Below are 15,474 nucleotides of genomic sequence, written 5' to 3'. Positions count from 1 at the left end.
TTCGTAGAAATAACCTTTTTGTTATAATGAAAGCATGAATTTGATCCAAAAAAAATATATGGCTATCTTATTAAGTTCATTAGTCGGTATGAGCGCTTGTTCGTATTTATTATTGGACTCTTTTCATAAATCAAAAGAGTCTCTTAGAACATCGGGAAAAGGTCAAAGTGATCCTACTAGTCCAGTGAAAGATCCGGTAAAAAAGAATGAGTATTCTTTTCAAAAAATAGGAGATATTACATTTTATCTAAACAAGAACAATCCTATATCAAAGGACTATAAGCCGGATGATTTAGTGAAAGTAGATTTACCGTCACTAAGAGAAGAACAATTGCGAAAAGAAGCGATGATTGCTTTGAAAGATCTCTTTGTGGCAGCTAAGAAGGAAGGGTATTCTATTAAATTGATTAGTGCGTATCGTTCTTTTGCGTATCAGCAACAACTCTATGATCACTATCGAAAAGAATCCAGCATTGCTGATTTAAATAGAATTGATGATTTGCCAGGAAAGTCAGAGCATCAGTTGGGTTTAGCTGTTGATTTGGGGGATTATGCTGAAAAATATTTGTTAAAATCCGATTTTGCGAACACGAAATTATTTCAATGGTTAGAAAAGAATTCTTATAAATACGGCTATATTTTACGTTATCCAAAAGGGAAGGAAAGTGTTACAGGCTATAAATTTCATCCCTGGTCTTTTCGATATGTTGGTAAAAAATTGGCCTTGGAGATTTATGAAAGCGGCTTGACATTTGATGAATTTGTCCTTCGTAAATGATGTTTTTAAAATGAAGGCGATTGCAAACATTCTTGAAAAGTAGTACATTGTACATTGTGAAAGATTTAGTTGTTTTATGTAGAAGAGGAGATTAATAATGGCTAAGAAAATTCGATTATTTTGTGCGGCTGGTATGTCCACAAGCTTACTGGTAAATAAAATGAAAGATGCAGCGAAAGCGGCTGGTAAGGACTATGATATCACAGCGTTTTCTTTAAATGAATTTGATCAACATGCAGCTGAAGCAGATGTTTGTCTGTTAGGACCTCAAGTTCGCTATGCGTTGCCAAAGTTACAAGAGGCTCATCCGGAATATAAGATTATAGATATTCCTATGCAAATGTATGGCATGATGGATGGTAAGGGTGTTATTAGCGTAGCTGAAAAGTTGATGGATGAATAATTCAGCATGGAAGGAACCGAATTAGTTGCTTCTCGTATCATCGCTTCTGTAGGGACGGCGCGTTCTAACTATATAGGGGCGATTGATGTGGCTTCTCAAGGAGATTTTGAAGAGGCAGAACGTTTGATTGCAGAGGGAAAGGCAATTTTTCTGGAAGGTCATAAAGCACATACAGATTTGTTAGCGATAATGGCGAAAGAGGAAATCGTGATGGATCTGCTTTTAACACATGCTGAAGATCAATTAATGAGTGCGGAAGCTTTTGGTATTTTAGCTGAAAAGTTTGTGGATCTTTACAAAAAATTAAAGTAAATGAAAGATAGAAAAGGCACAGTAACATTGGCCTTTTTCTTTTGGGGAAAATGATGGTTTATAGTTAAAAGATGATAGAATAAAGTCGATTTAATCAGAATTTTGAATAACTTGCAAGGACTTATAGATAGGCCTTTATGACTTATGAAGGGAGGATCTAATGATTAGAACTTTAGTTAAAAGTTTACGAGAATATAAACGTTCAACCATTTTGACACCGTTATTTGTAATTGGTGAGACATTGTTAGAAGCACTAATTCCCTATGTGATTTCACTTTTGATAAATGATATTAAAGCAGGAGTGGGATTATCGGTTATTTTAAGTTATGCCTGGAAATTAATTGCATTGTCTTTGGTGGCATTGTTGTTTGGTTATTTATCCGGTATTTATTCTGCCAAAGCTTCAACGGGTTTTTCAAAAAATTTGCGTCATGATATTTTTGAAAATATCCAAAAATTTTCTTTTTCAAATATTGATAAATTTTCAAACGCTTCATTGGTGACCCGATTGACTACCGATATTCAAACCATTCAGATGGCATTCATGATGATTACACGAATGGCGGTTCGTGCCCCACTGAATATTATTTTTTCATTTACAATGGCGTATATTATGGGTGGATCCATGGCTTTGATTTTTTTGGTTGTAGCACCAATTTTATTTGGAGGGTTATTCTTAATTGGCCGAACGGTGCTTCCAATTTTTAAGAAAGCTTTTCCTAAGTACGATGAATTAAACCATTCCATTGAAGAAAATATCATGGGAATTCGAGTGGTGAAATCCTTTGTTCGTGAAGATGAAGAAATTAAAAAATTTAATACTGCTTCGGAAGGGATTCGTACTTTATTTACAAAAGCGGAAAGAATTTTAGCCTTAAACAACCCATTAATGGCTATTTCTATTTATACAGTTGTTATTTTTGTCATGATCATTGGGTCGAAAAGGATCATTACTACGTCTGGACAAGGGTTGGATATTGGCCAGTTTGCGACTTTATTAACCTATAGCTTCCAAATTTTAGTTTCTTTAATGATGTTATCCATGATTTTCGTTATGCTCACTTTTTGCGAAGAATCCATGAAACGTGTCACAGAAGTTTTATTGGAAAAAAGTGATTTAGTGTCTTTTAAAAATGCGGTTCGACAAGTCCAAGATGGATCAATTGATTTTAATCATGTTTCTTTTTCATACTCAAAAGAAGCGAATTCGAATGTTTTGGAGGATATTGATCTTCATATTAAATCTGGAGAAGTCATTGGGATTATTGGCGGAACCGGTTCTTCTAAGTCTTCTTTGGTACAATTAATTGCTCGTTTATATGATGTTAACCAAGGATCGGTTAAAGTGGGCGGTGTAGATGTTCGGGATTATGATATCTTTAGTCTTCGTGAGGAAGTAGCGATGGTTCTTCAAAAGAATGTTCTATTTTCCGGTACGATTGGGGATAATATCCGTTGGGGAAATAAGGAGGCTAGTTTAGATGAGGTAAAAGAAGTTTGTCATTTAGCTTGTGCTGATGAATTCATTGATCAAATGCCAAAGGGGTATGACACTTGGATTGAACAAGGTGGAAATAATATTTCAGGTGGTCAAAAACAGCGTTTATGTATTGCCAGAGCACTATTGAAGAAACCAAAGATACTGATTTTGGACGATAGTACCTCAGCTATAGACACAAAGACGGATGCCTTGATTCGTAAAGCAATGCGGACTTATCTTCCAGAAACCACAAAAATTATCATTGCACAAAGAACTTCTTCGGTAGAAGATGCTAATCGAATTATTGTTTTAAAAGATGGTTGTATTGATGCCATTGGTACAAGTGAAGAATTGCTTAACAATAATGCAATTTATCGTGAGGTTTATTTATCACAAAATAAACAAGAAACAGAAACCGTTGGCAAGGAGGCGTCTTAATATGAAAAATAGAACAGCGAATCAAATTTCAATGGTAAAACGACTGATTAAGATGCTCTTTGAATTTTATCCGAAATTATTACCAGTTATCATATTGTTAACCATTGTAAATGCGATATTAGGGTCATTGCCGGCTGTTTTTCAACAAAATATTGTTTCGATTTTACAGCAGGCATGGGACAATGGCTGGACTTGGGAAATCACAAGACCGCTCGTTATGGAAGTGGTATTTGGTTTATTGTTTGTTTATGCGATAGCCTTGGCTATTAATTTTATCAATCAACAAATGCTGGCTATTTTTACACAAGGTAGCTTAGATAAGATGAGAAAAAAGATATTTAATCATATGGAACATTTACCAATTTGTTTCTTTGATCAAAATCAACGCGGTGATATCATGTCGTATTACACTAATGATATTGAAGCTATGCGACAGATGATTTCTCAGAGTTTACCACAGCTCTTAGTTTCTGCTATTTCATTAGTCACCATTCTGATCATTATGTTATATTATTCTATTCCATTAGCTAGTGTGATTGTATTGGGGGCTTTTGTGACGATAACGGTAACGCGTAAGGTGGGTGGTTTATCGGCTAAATATTTTATTGCGCAACAAAGAATGACCGGACAAACCGAAGGGGTTATTGAAGAAATGATTAATGGTTTGAAAGTGATTAAAGTTTTTAATCATGAAGAAGAGGCTGAAAAGGTATTTGATAAGGCCAACGATGCTTTGTTTGAAGCCAGTTATAAAGCAAATCGGTATGCGAATACATTAATGCCGATTTTAAATAATATTAATTATATTGTGTATGCGCTAGTGGCTGTTATGAGTGGTATTTTCATTGAAATGAAATTCCCTAATTTTTCTATTTCCGGTCTGAGTTTTTCAATGGCAGTAGTGGTTCCTTTTTTACAAATGTCCCGTCAATTTTCAGGTGCTATTCAACAAATTTCACCTCAGATCAATTCTATGGTGATGGGGTTAGCAGGGGCGAAACGGATGTTTTCTTTGTTGGATGAAAAGATAGAAGAAGACGAAGGTAGCTATGAGTTGGTCAACGTTCAAGAAGACCATGAAATACTGATTGAAACTTCAGAAAAAACAAAACGCTGGGCTTGGAAAGTGATGAAAGATGGTGTCAAGGAACTGGTTCCATTAAAGGGAGATGTGCAGTTTAAGCAGGTGGATTTTTCTTATGCGTCAGATAAACAAATCTTGTATGATATAAGCCTTTATGCGAAGCCGGGACAGAAAGTTGCTTTTGTGGGGGCAACGGGAGCCGGTAAAACAACGATTACCAATTTAATCAATCGTTTCTATGATATTGAAAAAGGACAAATTTTGTACGATGGATTGGATATTAAAAAGATCAAGAAATCTTCTTTACGCAAGTCGTTAGGTATTGTTCTTCAGGACACCGTTTTATTCACCGAAACCGTGATGGAAAATATCCGTTATGGGAATTTGGAAGCAACGGATGAGGAGTGTATCGCTGCTGCTAAATTAGCGGGGGCACATGAATTTATCAAGCACTTACCGCAAGGCTATCACACTATTCTACATGGGGGAGCTTCTAATTTATCACAAGGGCAAACGCAGTTATTAGCTATCGCTAGAGCGGCTGTGAATAATCCTCCTGTTATGATTTTAGATGAAGCGACTTCATCCATTGATACCCGTACTGAACAGATTGTACAGACCGGCATGGATAACTTAATGAATGGGCGAACCGTATTTGTGATTGCTCACCGTTTATCCACGGTCAAGAATTCTAATGTCATCATTGTTTTGGATCATGGTCATATCATTGAACGCGGTACACATCAAGAATTATTAGAACAAAAGGGTCAGTATTACCAATTGTATACCGGTGCCTTTGAATTGGAATAAGGATATTCCAAAATATAAAGTGAATCTACTAGTTGAAGTGCCATCTAAGAAATCGGTTAACAACATAGGAGATTCATTTTTTATTATGTTGTTCATTTCATAAAAGTGAGATACATGTTTCCTTCAATAATGTAAGGGTTTATATTTATAAATAATGAGACTAGAATGAATTTGTATAAAATATACATTTCCCTTTAAAGTGATCAGAAAGGATGGTGAATTAGAATGAGGAAAGGAGTGTTCCATGTAATATGGGCTTAAGAGGATGGGTTCATAGGTATAAACGGATAGGTTATTATGTTTACTAAGAAACAGAAAAGAATCATTTTAATATCCAATGTTGTCATTTCTATTTTAATAGGATTGATTTCACAGGCTCCTATTGTTAATACGTTAATTTTTACGGTGGGAATTATCATTTTTTATACCATTGATTTAAAGAAAATGAAACTAAAGGATGCGATTGAAATTGGGACAATCATTGTGATTGGAATGTATTTATTCATGTTTGGTGGTTTTGCGAAATATGGTGGCGGTGAATTTATGAGGTATTTGTATATTTTTCCCGGATATATACGCCATTTGATCAATAGTGATTATGAATAAATGTTCATGGTAATGTATGGTTTAAAAGTGAAGGATATTGAGTAACCATGATGGCTACGTAGGTATCCTTTTTATGTTAAAAATAAGAATGGAATTTGACAGTGGTGGCTGAGTGGATTTATAATACACTTGAACAGTTGTTCAAATGAGGTGATATCATGAAAGCCAAAACTTATAAAATTGATGGTTTAGATTGTGCAGAGTGTGCTGCTCATTTAGAAAAGAAGATTTGTCAATTGGAAGATGTGAATCAAGCTCAAATCAATTATGTCAAGGGTACTTTAAAAGTGGACTATGGCAAAGAGGAGGGTATTGTCTTCCCTAAGATTGTTGAACTAGCGGCTAAAGAAGAGGAAGAGGCTATTATTTATCCATTAAATGAAGAAACCGTTCATGTTGGTATCAAAGGGATTGATGATGTGGATTGTGCGGATTATTTGGCAAAGGAAATTATGGAGCTTTCTTATATCTGTCAAGCAGAAGCTTATTTTATGCAAGAGAAGATCATTGTTCAATTGGATAAACGATATTTAGAAAAAGCTAAACAGGAAATAAAAAAAATCATTCTGGAGAATGAACCTCAGATTCACGTGACGTTTGGTACAGATAGTCAGTTGAAAGAAAATAGAATTGACTGGATGGTGATTCGTTTGATATTCGGTTTTGCTTTGTTTATCGCCTCTATGATAACCAAGGGTTATATAGAAATAGGGGTTTCTTTAGCTGGTTATTTCATTTTAGCGTATGATATTTTATACAAGGCTTTCCGAAATATCTTAAAAGGGAAAGTTTTTGATGAAAATTTTTTGATGATGGTGGCTACGGTAGCGGCTTTGTTTTTACAAGAATGGAGAGAAGCTATTGCTGTTATTTTATTCTATCAAGTAGGAGAATTTTTCCAAGCTAAAGCGGTGGATCATTCTCGCAAATCCATTGGTGAATTAATGGAGATTCGACCTGAACTGGCAATGGTAAAAAGAGAAAATGAATTTAAAATAGTAGCTCCTGAAGAAGTTCAAATCGGAGATCTAGTTCGTGTATTACCTGGGGAAAAAATTCCGGTTGATGGAGTCATTTCTGAAGGAAAAAGTAGTTTAAATTTAGCCTCTTTGACGGGGGAAAGTGCATGGAAGGATGTAGAAGTAGGGGATTTTGTGATGAGTGGATCCATCAATCGTGATGGAACGTTACTTTTAACCTGTACAAATTGCTATGCGGATTCAACGGTTGCTAAGATTTTAGATCTGGTTGAAAATAATGATCAAGTGAAATCTAAAGAAGAGCGTTTTATTACAAAGTTTGCGGAAGTGTATACCCCGGTGGTTGTTATCTTGGCCGTATTGGTCGCGATTGTGGTTAGTTTTCAATTGGGCGATTATCAGGAAGGAATTCGTAGAGCTTGTACATTCTTAGTGATTTCTTGCCCTTGTGCCTTAGTCATTTCTATTCCTTTGTCTTTCTTTTCCGGAATCGGAGGTTTATCGAAGAAAGGAATTTTGGTTAAAGGAGCTCACGTATTTGAAAAAATCAATCGTGTACAAAGAATGGTTTTTGATAAAACAGGCACATTGACTCAAGGAAAATTTACAGTGGAGCAAGTTATTTCTGAATGTCCAAAAGAGGTATTGAAATACGCCGCGGCCTTGGAAACACAGTCTAATCATCCTCTTTCTCAAGCGATTTTAGCAAAAAATGAAACGGATATTAGTTTTTGGAAGGTTAGAGATGTGAAGGAAATTCCGGGCAGAGGCTTAGAGGGTTTTGTGAATGATGAATTGATTCGCGTTGGTAATCGAAAGCAGTTGGAGGAAGCGGGTATTTCAGTTGCAGAAATAAATGAAATTGGAACAAAGGTTTTTGTGGCGAAAGGAAATGTCTGTTTAGGTTGCTTAATTCTTAACGATCAATTGAAGCATCATGTGGCAAGTTTTATTAAGTATTTGCATGCAAAAAAAATTCACACAGCCATTGTTTCTGGAGATGAGGAGAAAATAGTAGCAAAAGTAGCGAAAGAATTGAAGATTGACCAGTATTTAGCGAATCAATTGCCTTTAGATAAAGTGGCGGCTTTGAATTTAGAAAAAGAAAAAGGATTTACTTGTTTTGTAGGAGATGGTACGAATGATGCGCCGGTTTTAAGTCGTGCCGACATTTCGATTGCGATGGGCGGAGTGGGTTCTGATGCTGCAATAGAAGCGGCAGATGTTATTGTAATGGATGATGCTATCCTTAAGGTGGAAAGTGTTTTAGAACAAGCAAAGAAAGTGATACGAATTGCTTTAGAGAATATTTGGTTTGCGATTGGTATTAAGGTGCTTGTGTTGGTATTAGGGGCTTTTGGCTTTGCGAATATGTGGATGGCTATTTTCGCAGATACAGGAGTGGCGATTTTATGTGTTTTCAATTCCTTGCGTTTATTAAAGGTTCCGGATATTCAATAAAAAAGGAGAGGTTATATGTCATTTTTAGCCCGTTGGCTGGCGAATGTGTTTGCGCTTTGGTTAATTGAGCGCTTGTTTAATTTAGTCAAATTTAATGGTTATGAGAAGTTAATTTTGACAGCAGCAGTGTTGATGGTATTAAATGGGTTTTTAAAGCCAATCCTTCATTTATTGTCATTTCCAATCACAGTTCTTACTTTGGGTTTATTTTCCTTTGTGATTAATGGAATGGTTGTCTTAATCGCCTTCCGTTTGTCTGGTGTTGAAGTTAAGGACTTTTCAACAGCGTTTGTGGTTGGTATTTTATTGACAATTATCAATCTTGCTATTCGCTTTTAAAAAAAGAAACATGAGCAACTGACAGGGTTGTTCATGTTTTTAAGATTCTAACAGACAAGCTTAGAATAGAAAAAGATGCTTTTATCAGCATCTTTTTAAAACTTTATTTCAAATAAATGTAGCCTCGTAAAGACTGCGTTCCGGTTCCATAACGAGATACCCAACGTTCATTGTAATGACCGTTAAAGTTTCCTTCAACAATATGAATGCGATTACCGGATACTTCCGTCACATAGGCAACATGATGGGAATACACAACAACAGAGCCAACTCTAGGAGTAGAACCGGTAGCGTAACCCGTTCTTCTTGCGTTAGCAATCCAAGAACCGGCGTTACCCCAATTTGGTAAATTAACACCGGAACGATCATGAGCGGCTTGCCATGCACCAAAGGTACAATTCGACCAACCACCGCCATAAGGATTATTTCCACCACCCCTTAGCGGATTGGAACTGCCGTGCGAATCCAAATCATCAGAAGCTTCTTTTCTCTCTTCTTCTCTCTTACGTTTCTCTTCTAATTCCTGCTTCTTCTTTTCGGCGTCTTTCTTATCTTTCTCAATCGTTTCCTTCACTTCTGTAGGTGTACGAACAATAACATCTAGGGTAGCAGAGGTAGAATTACCGTCTCGATCAATGGCTGTATAGGTAACCACGTAGTGACCATCTTTATTCATGTTGACATTTCCGGAATATTGAAGAATCGGTAATACACCAGAATCATCATTCACATAGGAAATATAGCTGGCCGGATTCCACTTATCACCATTGTTGACAACCACTTTATCGCTCTTTAGTTTCAAAATAGGAGCACCATTTTGTTCCACTTTTACCACGACATTTTGAACTAAAGAATAACCAACCGAGTTATCAGAACCATTCTTAGCTTTTTGATTTCGATAGACAAGGTTAATTTTAGCCGTTACAGCTTGAAGGCCGGAAACGGTTCGATCAAAGTCAGAAATTTCAGAAGTACTCTTTGCAAAATCAACATTGTTGATGTCAATATTTTTGTCAAATTGAGCACGATTTTGTATGACGAGATTTTTGATCGTTTCTTTTGGATTAGCGTCTTCCATACTAATTTCAATCAAAGGCAAATCGGCAACAGCGTTACTTGTGTCATTGCCGGCTGCTCTTACAATAGAAGGAGAGCTATTAGCTACTGCGAATATACAAGCTGTAGCTAAACTGGCTACAAATGAGCCAATTCTTTTCAGTTTTTTATTCAGCATGTATATATTCTAAGACTAAAACCCTGTTTTTAGCAAGTTTTTGGGATTTTTCACATAATGTTCACAAGATTTAAAGCATTAAATATGGCTTCATTTTCACTGTTTTCTATAATATTATAGATAGCTTTGGTATAATAAACGCATGCGAATTATTATTCAAAGAGTGAAAGAAGCCAGTGTTGAAATCCATCAAAGTATGGTTGGTCAAATTAAGCATGGGTATGTGATTTTGGTCGGTATACACGATTCCGATACAAAAGCCATTGTTGAACGTATGGCAAAGAAAGTGAGTTCATTGCGAATTTTTGATGATGACGATGGGAAAATGAACGAGTCCATTCTTGATAAACAAGGTTCCGTTCTTTCGATTAGTCAATTTACTTTATTTGCGGATGCGAGGAAAGGAAACCGACCAAGTTTTACTGAAGCGGGAAAACCGGAATATTCTAAAGAATTATATTTGTACTTTAATGAATCGTTACGAGCTTTAGGAATTCCTGTGGAAGAAGGAGAATTTGGGGCTGAGATGCAGGTTCGTCTTCAAAATGATGGGCCGGTGACGTTATATATAGATAGTCAGGAGATGCCATGGGGAAAATAATTTACGGTAGTGAAATTGCGGCACAAATCCGCCAAACATTAAAGGAACAAATAGCAAAAAAATCTTGTCCTATCACTTTAGCGGTTGTTTTAGTGGGAAATGATCCCGCTTCTGCTTCTTATGTCAAGGGGAAAGAGAAGGCTTGTGTTGAAGTTGGTATTCAAGCCAAAACCTATGTTTATCCACAAGATAGTACTCAAGAAGAAATAGTCACTCTTGTGAAACAGTTGAATGAAGATGAAAGTATAGATGGTATTTTGGTTCAACTGCCACTTCCTAAACAAATTAACCAAGATATTGTGGTTCAAAGTATTTCTCCCGAAAAAGATGTGGATGGTCTAACCGGAATTAGCGTTGGTAAGCTATATCGTAATGAAGAAACATTTGTACCATGTACACCTTTAGGTATTATGGAAATTTTGAAGTCTTTACCGATTCAATTAGAAGGTAAACATGCGGTTGTGGTGGGTAGAAGTCACTTGGTGGGGGCTCCTGTTTCACGTTTACTGCTGGATGCCAATGCGACGGTTACGATTTGTCATTCTAAAACTCGAGATGTTTCCTATTTCACCAGACAAGCGGATATTCTTATTGTGGCGATTGGAAAAGCAAAATTTATCCAAAAAGATGATGTGAAAGAAGGCTCTATCGTCATTGATGTGGGTGTGAATCGGATGGAAGATGGGAAGCTTTGTGGGGATGTGGATACTCAAGGTGTCATAGATAAAGTTTCTTATATCACCCCGGTTCCAAAGGGAGTTGGACCCATGACGATTACGATGTTGTTGTGGAATACGTATGAAGCCCACCAAAGGAGATGCCATGATTGATATTCATATTGGTGATATTGTAGAAATGAAGAAGGAACATCCTTGTCGTAAGTCTAAATTATGGACGATTACAAGAGTGGGTGCAGATATTAAAATTCAATGCCAAGGGTGTCAAAAAACGATTATGATGCCTAGGTTTGAATTTGAAAAAAAAATGAAAAAGATAGTAGAAAAAGTAGAGGAATAAAACATGTCATTAACAGCTGGAATTGTTGGCTTGCCAAATGTAGGTAAATCCACTTTATTTAACGCCATCACAAATAGCCAAGTCTTAGCAGAAAACTATCCTTTTGCGACGATTCAACCAAATGTCGGAGTTGTGGAAGTGCCGGATTATCGAATGGAAGAATTTGTCAAGATCTTTCAACCAAAGAAAACGATTTACACGACTTTTGAATTTACGGATATTGCCGGTCTTGTGAAAGGTGCCTCGAAGGGAGAGGGCTTAGGCAATCAGTTCTTAGCAAATATTCGCCAGACGGATGCCATTATTCATGTGGTACGTTGCTTTGATGATAGCAATATTGAACATGTGGAAGGAAGTGTGGATCCGATTCGTGATATTGAAGAAATTAATTTGGAATTATGTTTGGCGGATTTAGATACGATTGAAAATCGGTACGGTAAAATTGCTAAGAAGGCTATCTCTTCCAAAGATGTAGAAGCAATGAAAGAAGTAAAGGTATTGGAAAAATTAAAGATAGCTTTACAAGAAGGCACTTCGATTCGTTTACTGGATCTAGTAGAGGAAGAAAAGTCTTTTGTGCGAAATTATGGGTTATTGAGTTTTAAACCGGTCATTTATATAGCGAATATGTCAGAGGAAGAAATTAGTGATCCTTTTGAAAATCACTATTATCAAGCTGTAAAAGCATTTGCGGATAAAGAAAATAGCCAATGTATTGCCATCTGTGCCAAGATAGAGGAAGAATTGTCTGCCTTGGATAAAGAAGAAAAAGCTGCTTTTTTAGAGGATCTGGGGATTCGACAATCCGGATTGGATCAAATCATTAAGGCGGCGTATCATTTATTGGGGCTACGAACTTTCTTTACCGTTGGTGAACCGGAATGTCGTGCTTGGACGTTTCATGAAGGGATGAAAGCCCCTCAATGTGCCGGGGTCATCCATACAGATTTTGAACGTGGGTTTATTCGGGCGGAAATTTATTCTTATGAAGATTTATTAGAGTATAGAACTGAACAAGCCGTAAAAGAACATGGAAAAATGCGCTTGGAAGGAAAAGAATACGTCATGAAAGATGGGGATGTGGTTTTTTTCCGTTTCAATGTTTGATTTTAAAAAATGGTGAATAAATAGACGTGTGTATGCTATGATGAAAGTAGTAAAAAGGAGGGAAATCCTATGAAACTTGTATTAGCGATTGTCTCTAATGATGATGCAACGGCTGTTTCAGCTGCTTTAATGGAAAATAATTTCTACATGACTAAGTTGGCTACGACCGGAGGGTTTTTAAGAGCGGGGAACACTACTTTCATTGTCGGTACAGAGGATGAACTGGTGGATAAATGTATTGAAATCATTGGTACGGAAGCCAAAAAGAGAACCGAAATCGTTCCTTCAACAGCTTCGTATGATTTAAGCCATTACGCTTCTTTCCCGGTGGAAGTTCAAGTGGGTGGAGCTACTATCTTTGTGTTGGATGTGGATCAATTTAAGAAGTTATAAAGACAATGAAGCAGCTAGGTAGAAATCATTTCTACCTAGCTGTTTTTCTATGAACTTAGTCTTAATACTAAAATTTTTCCTCTACCCTTAAAAGTTTTCCAGTTTTTTGTCACATCGGATTGTATAGAAGACATATGTTCAACATCTACTAGAATCGGAATATCTCCCTCTTTCAACTGAACCGCTTCACCAATTCCAAAACTGGAATCAATTTTCTTTTGCCTTATGAGTTTATACGTTTGACCGGTGCCTTTTTCGCTTACGATGATGTGAAGGTGATCATCGGTAGGAAAGACTAAGAAATGGCTATTTTCTTTAATAGGAAAGGAATGATTGGACTTTTCCACAAAGCCGGTTTTTTCATTTTCCATTTCATAGTAGATCAACTGATACTTCTTATATTTGGAATTTTGATTTATATGAAATGTGTATTTATGAATGAACGTATCCAAGGTTTCATGGCTCAAAGTATCCTGTTTGGTTTCTTTTTTAGGAGTACTACAGGCACAAAGTAGTAAGGCGAATAAAGATAAGAGTAATTTATTTTTAATCAAAGTCATAATGCCAACCTTTATAGATATTCTTATAGGACGTGGAAACGGTACATGTTCCAGAGTGAGGATAAGTTTCCGTATAAGAGGTGACCTTAAAGGTATCATAAACACTCTTGATGACAACTTGTTTCACACTGGAAGAACTATTATATTTACTCCACGATACACTACCACCTGCTGTATAGGAAACACGGTATCCATAATCGAGAAATTCGGGAATTCAGTTAACTGTCATTGAATTGGAAAGAGTTACCGATTTAGTATGTGTGATTGTAATTGTTGCTTTTGGATCAATATAGTAACCTGTTCCACTTTCAAATTTCGATTTATTTGAGGCTGTTTTTTTAAGACTGTTATAACTTTTAGAACAGTGTACAACAGCATATCTGTAAGGTTCTATTTCTCCTTTTTAAGTATGTTTTGTATGTATCATGAGAAATAAATTGAAACTAAGAAAATTCCATTTTTATACCGCGAGATATACATAAAATTTCCCTCCTATTTGATATATTGGTTGCCTTTCTAACTAAAATATAATGTTGACATATAAAAAAACAAGACTTATATTTTTTTGAAATTAAGTATATAATGTAATAGTTAAAGGTCGGGGAAAATAGTTAACTAAAATAGAAGCCATTTTGAAAAAATGGCTTCTATTTATGAATCTGGTGGATCGATTTTTTGGCAAAGTCCTTTTTATTTTGAGCATATTTCAATAGTTCGTGGTGATGATTAACGATTTTTTCCTGCATACAAAGATCTAACAGTTCATTTAATAATTTTTTGATTTCAATACCCTCATATCCTAATCTCTTGGCATCATAACCGTTAAACTTTAATTCAGATAGAGAAGTGGGAATTGGTTTTTCTTTTAATTGTTTTAACCAAGATAAAAGACTTGAATAATCCAAAGATTCGGTTAAAGCCACTCGATATAAAAGATAATCTTCTACATTGGAAAAAAGGGAAAGAATACGATAGCCATCGTAGTCTTCTTTTATAGGTAAAGATTGGTATTGTAGAATGGTTTCAATTTTCTGGATTTCTTGATTACTAAAAGTAAAGTTTTTTAAAACAGAATGATAATCAGATAAGGTTGAAAACAAAAGAGCTAAGCGACTGATTTGAGATAGAGGTTCCTTTTGGATAACCTTAAAAACCACTTCTTTTTGGATCTGAGATAAAGAAGGAATTGCCGATATAAAAATATCAAAATATGGTTCAAGGAATTGGCCACTTTTGGGATATGAAAATAATTGGATGATTTCGGAATGAATCCTTTCCTTGGAAATAAAAGCCAGTAAATCTTTTTTCTTAAACATGGCTTGTGCTGTTTCTTTCTCTATTTCAAAATTTAATCTTGCAGCAAAGCGTAAAGCTCTTAGAATACGTAAAGCATCTTCTTCAAAGCGATCTTCTGCTTTTCCGATACAACGAATCAGTCTTTTTTCTAAATCTCTTTGCCCCTGAAAGAAATCAACTAATCCTTCTTGTTGATGATAACAAAGTGCATTAATAGTAAAATCACGACGAGCACAATCTTCTTTCAAGGAAGAAGAAAATTGAACTTGATTGGGATGACGGTGATCTTGGTATTCTCCATCCACTCGATAGGTTGTGATTTCAATGGGATGTCCTTGGCTTAAGACTGTTAAAGTACCATGTTGAATACCTGTTGGAATGGTGGGATAGTTTTGAAAGAAACGCATCATTTCTTCGGGAGTCGCATTGGTGGTGAGATCATAGTCTTTAATCGGATAGCCTAAAAGATGATTGCGAATAGCACCGCCGACTAGATAAGCTTCATAGCCATGATTCTGTAATTCGTGTATTAATTTTTGTATATATTTGGGTAAGTCTAGTTCCATACTCTTATT

At 35.9% G+C, this 15,474-nt stretch carries 16 protein-coding genes; 13 read left to right on the top strand and 3 right to left on the bottom strand.

What is annotated here, in order from left to right:
• Nucleotides 1–34: 34 nt before the first annotated feature.
• The 8 genes from HMPREF9013_RS00400 (at nucleotide 35) to HMPREF9013_RS00365 (ending at nucleotide 8,691) form a co-directional block, all read left to right on the top strand.
• Nucleotides 35–778 carry a M15 family metallopeptidase gene (locus HMPREF9013_RS00400; RefSeq protein WP_006626386.1) on the top strand — a complete coding sequence of 248 codons (744 nt, stop codon included), beginning with the start codon at nucleotides 35–37 and terminating at the stop codon, nucleotides 776–778.
• Nucleotides 779–875: 97 nt separating this feature from the next.
• Nucleotides 876–1,181 (top strand): PTS sugar transporter subunit IIB, encoded by a 306-nt coding sequence (locus HMPREF9013_RS00395; RefSeq protein WP_006626385.1) that lies wholly within the window; start codon nucleotides 876–878, stop codon nucleotides 1,179–1,181.
• Nucleotides 1,182–1,187: 6 nt separating this feature from the next.
• The gene (locus HMPREF9013_RS00390) at nucleotides 1,188–1,493 is read left to right on the top strand and encodes a PTS lactose/cellobiose transporter subunit IIA (RefSeq protein ID WP_006626384.1); all 306 of its coding nucleotides are present in this window, start codon (nucleotides 1,188–1,190) and stop codon (nucleotides 1,491–1,493) included.
• A gap of 160 nt (nucleotides 1,494–1,653) precedes the next feature.
• On the top strand, nucleotides 1,654–3,411 hold the full coding sequence (locus HMPREF9013_RS00385) for an ABC transporter ATP-binding protein (protein WP_006626383.1): 1,758 nt from the start codon (nucleotides 1,654–1,656) through the stop codon (nucleotides 3,409–3,411).
• A 1-nt stretch (nucleotide 3,412) separates the two neighbouring features.
• Nucleotides 3,413–5,305 (top strand): ABC transporter ATP-binding protein, encoded by a 1,893-nt coding sequence (locus HMPREF9013_RS00380; RefSeq protein WP_006626382.1) that lies wholly within the window; start codon nucleotides 3,413–3,415, stop codon nucleotides 5,303–5,305.
• Nucleotides 5,306–5,602: 297 nt separating this feature from the next.
• Entirely contained in the window at nucleotides 5,603–5,911 is a 309-nt protein-coding gene (locus HMPREF9013_RS00375; RefSeq protein ID WP_006626381.1) for a hypothetical protein, read from the top strand.
• Nucleotides 5,912–6,069: 158 nt separating this feature from the next.
• Nucleotides 6,070–8,352: a heavy metal translocating P-type ATPase gene (locus HMPREF9013_RS00370; protein ID WP_006626380.1), complete on the top strand. Its 2,283-nt coding sequence runs from the start codon at nucleotides 6,070–6,072 to the stop codon at nucleotides 8,350–8,352.
• A gap of 15 nt (nucleotides 8,353–8,367) precedes the next feature.
• The gene (locus HMPREF9013_RS00365; protein ID WP_006626379.1) at nucleotides 8,368–8,691 is read left to right on the top strand and encodes a phage holin family protein; all 324 of its coding nucleotides are present in this window, start codon (nucleotides 8,368–8,370) and stop codon (nucleotides 8,689–8,691) included.
• Nucleotides 8,692–8,794: 103 nt separating this feature from the next.
• On the opposite strand, the gene HMPREF9013_RS07140 is transcribed toward HMPREF9013_RS00365, so the two are convergent.
• The gene (locus HMPREF9013_RS07140; protein ID WP_006626378.1) at nucleotides 8,795–9,925 is read right to left on the bottom strand and encodes a CHAP domain-containing protein; all 1,131 of its coding nucleotides are present in this window, start codon (nucleotides 9,923–9,925) and stop codon (nucleotides 8,795–8,797) included.
• A gap of 142 nt (nucleotides 9,926–10,067) precedes the next feature.
• On the opposite strand from HMPREF9013_RS07140, the gene dtd reads away from it, so the two are divergent.
• The 5 genes from dtd (at nucleotide 10,068) to HMPREF9013_RS00335 (ending at nucleotide 13,043) form a co-directional block, all read left to right on the top strand.
• Complete coding sequence (gene dtd, locus HMPREF9013_RS00355) at nucleotides 10,068–10,526, top strand: D-aminoacyl-tRNA deacylase (protein ID WP_006626377.1); 459 nt, start codon at nucleotides 10,068–10,070, stop codon at nucleotides 10,524–10,526.
• Entirely contained in the window at nucleotides 10,514–11,356 is an 843-nt protein-coding gene (gene folD, locus HMPREF9013_RS00350) for a bifunctional methylenetetrahydrofolate dehydrogenase/methenyltetrahydrofolate cyclohydrolase FolD (protein WP_006626376.1), read from the top strand. Before dtd ends, folD begins: the two co-directional genes overlap by 13 nt.
• On the top strand, nucleotides 11,349–11,543 hold the full coding sequence (locus HMPREF9013_RS00345) for a DUF951 domain-containing protein (RefSeq protein ID WP_006626375.1): 195 nt from the start codon (nucleotides 11,349–11,351) through the stop codon (nucleotides 11,541–11,543). The genes folD and HMPREF9013_RS00345 overlap by 8 nt, the downstream gene beginning before the upstream one ends.
• Before the next feature lie 3 nt (nucleotides 11,544–11,546).
• Nucleotides 11,547–12,650, top strand: coding sequence for a redox-regulated ATPase YchF (gene ychF / locus HMPREF9013_RS00340; protein WP_006626374.1), 1,104 nt, complete (start codon nucleotides 11,547–11,549; stop codon nucleotides 12,648–12,650).
• A gap of 69 nt (nucleotides 12,651–12,719) precedes the next feature.
• Nucleotides 12,720–13,043, top strand: a complete 324-nt coding sequence (locus HMPREF9013_RS00335) for a cyclic-di-AMP receptor (RefSeq protein ID WP_006626373.1) — start codon at nucleotides 12,720–12,722, stop codon at nucleotides 13,041–13,043.
• Between the two features lie 47 nt (nucleotides 13,044–13,090).
• Here HMPREF9013_RS00335 and HMPREF9013_RS00330 read toward each other — a convergent pair whose 3' ends face one another.
• Both HMPREF9013_RS00330 and HMPREF9013_RS00325 read right to left on the bottom strand, forming a co-directional pair.
• The gene (locus HMPREF9013_RS00330) at nucleotides 13,091–13,603 is read right to left on the bottom strand and encodes a hypothetical protein (RefSeq protein WP_006626372.1); all 513 of its coding nucleotides are present in this window, start codon (nucleotides 13,601–13,603) and stop codon (nucleotides 13,091–13,093) included.
• 647 nt (nucleotides 13,604–14,250) lie between these two features.
• Complete coding sequence (locus HMPREF9013_RS00325) at nucleotides 14,251–15,465, bottom strand: CCA tRNA nucleotidyltransferase (RefSeq protein WP_006626371.1); 1,215 nt, start codon at nucleotides 15,463–15,465, stop codon at nucleotides 14,251–14,253.
• Nucleotides 15,466–15,474: the final 9 nt, after the last annotated feature.

This window comes from Bulleidia extructa W1219, from assembly GCF_000177375.1.
In the GTDB taxonomy this organism is placed as follows: domain Bacteria; phylum Bacillota_I; class Bacilli_A; order Erysipelotrichales; family Erysipelotrichaceae; genus Bulleidia; species Bulleidia extructa.
The sequence above is the reverse complement of the archived record's forward strand: the minus strand, read 5'-3'. Positions and strand labels throughout refer to the sequence as shown.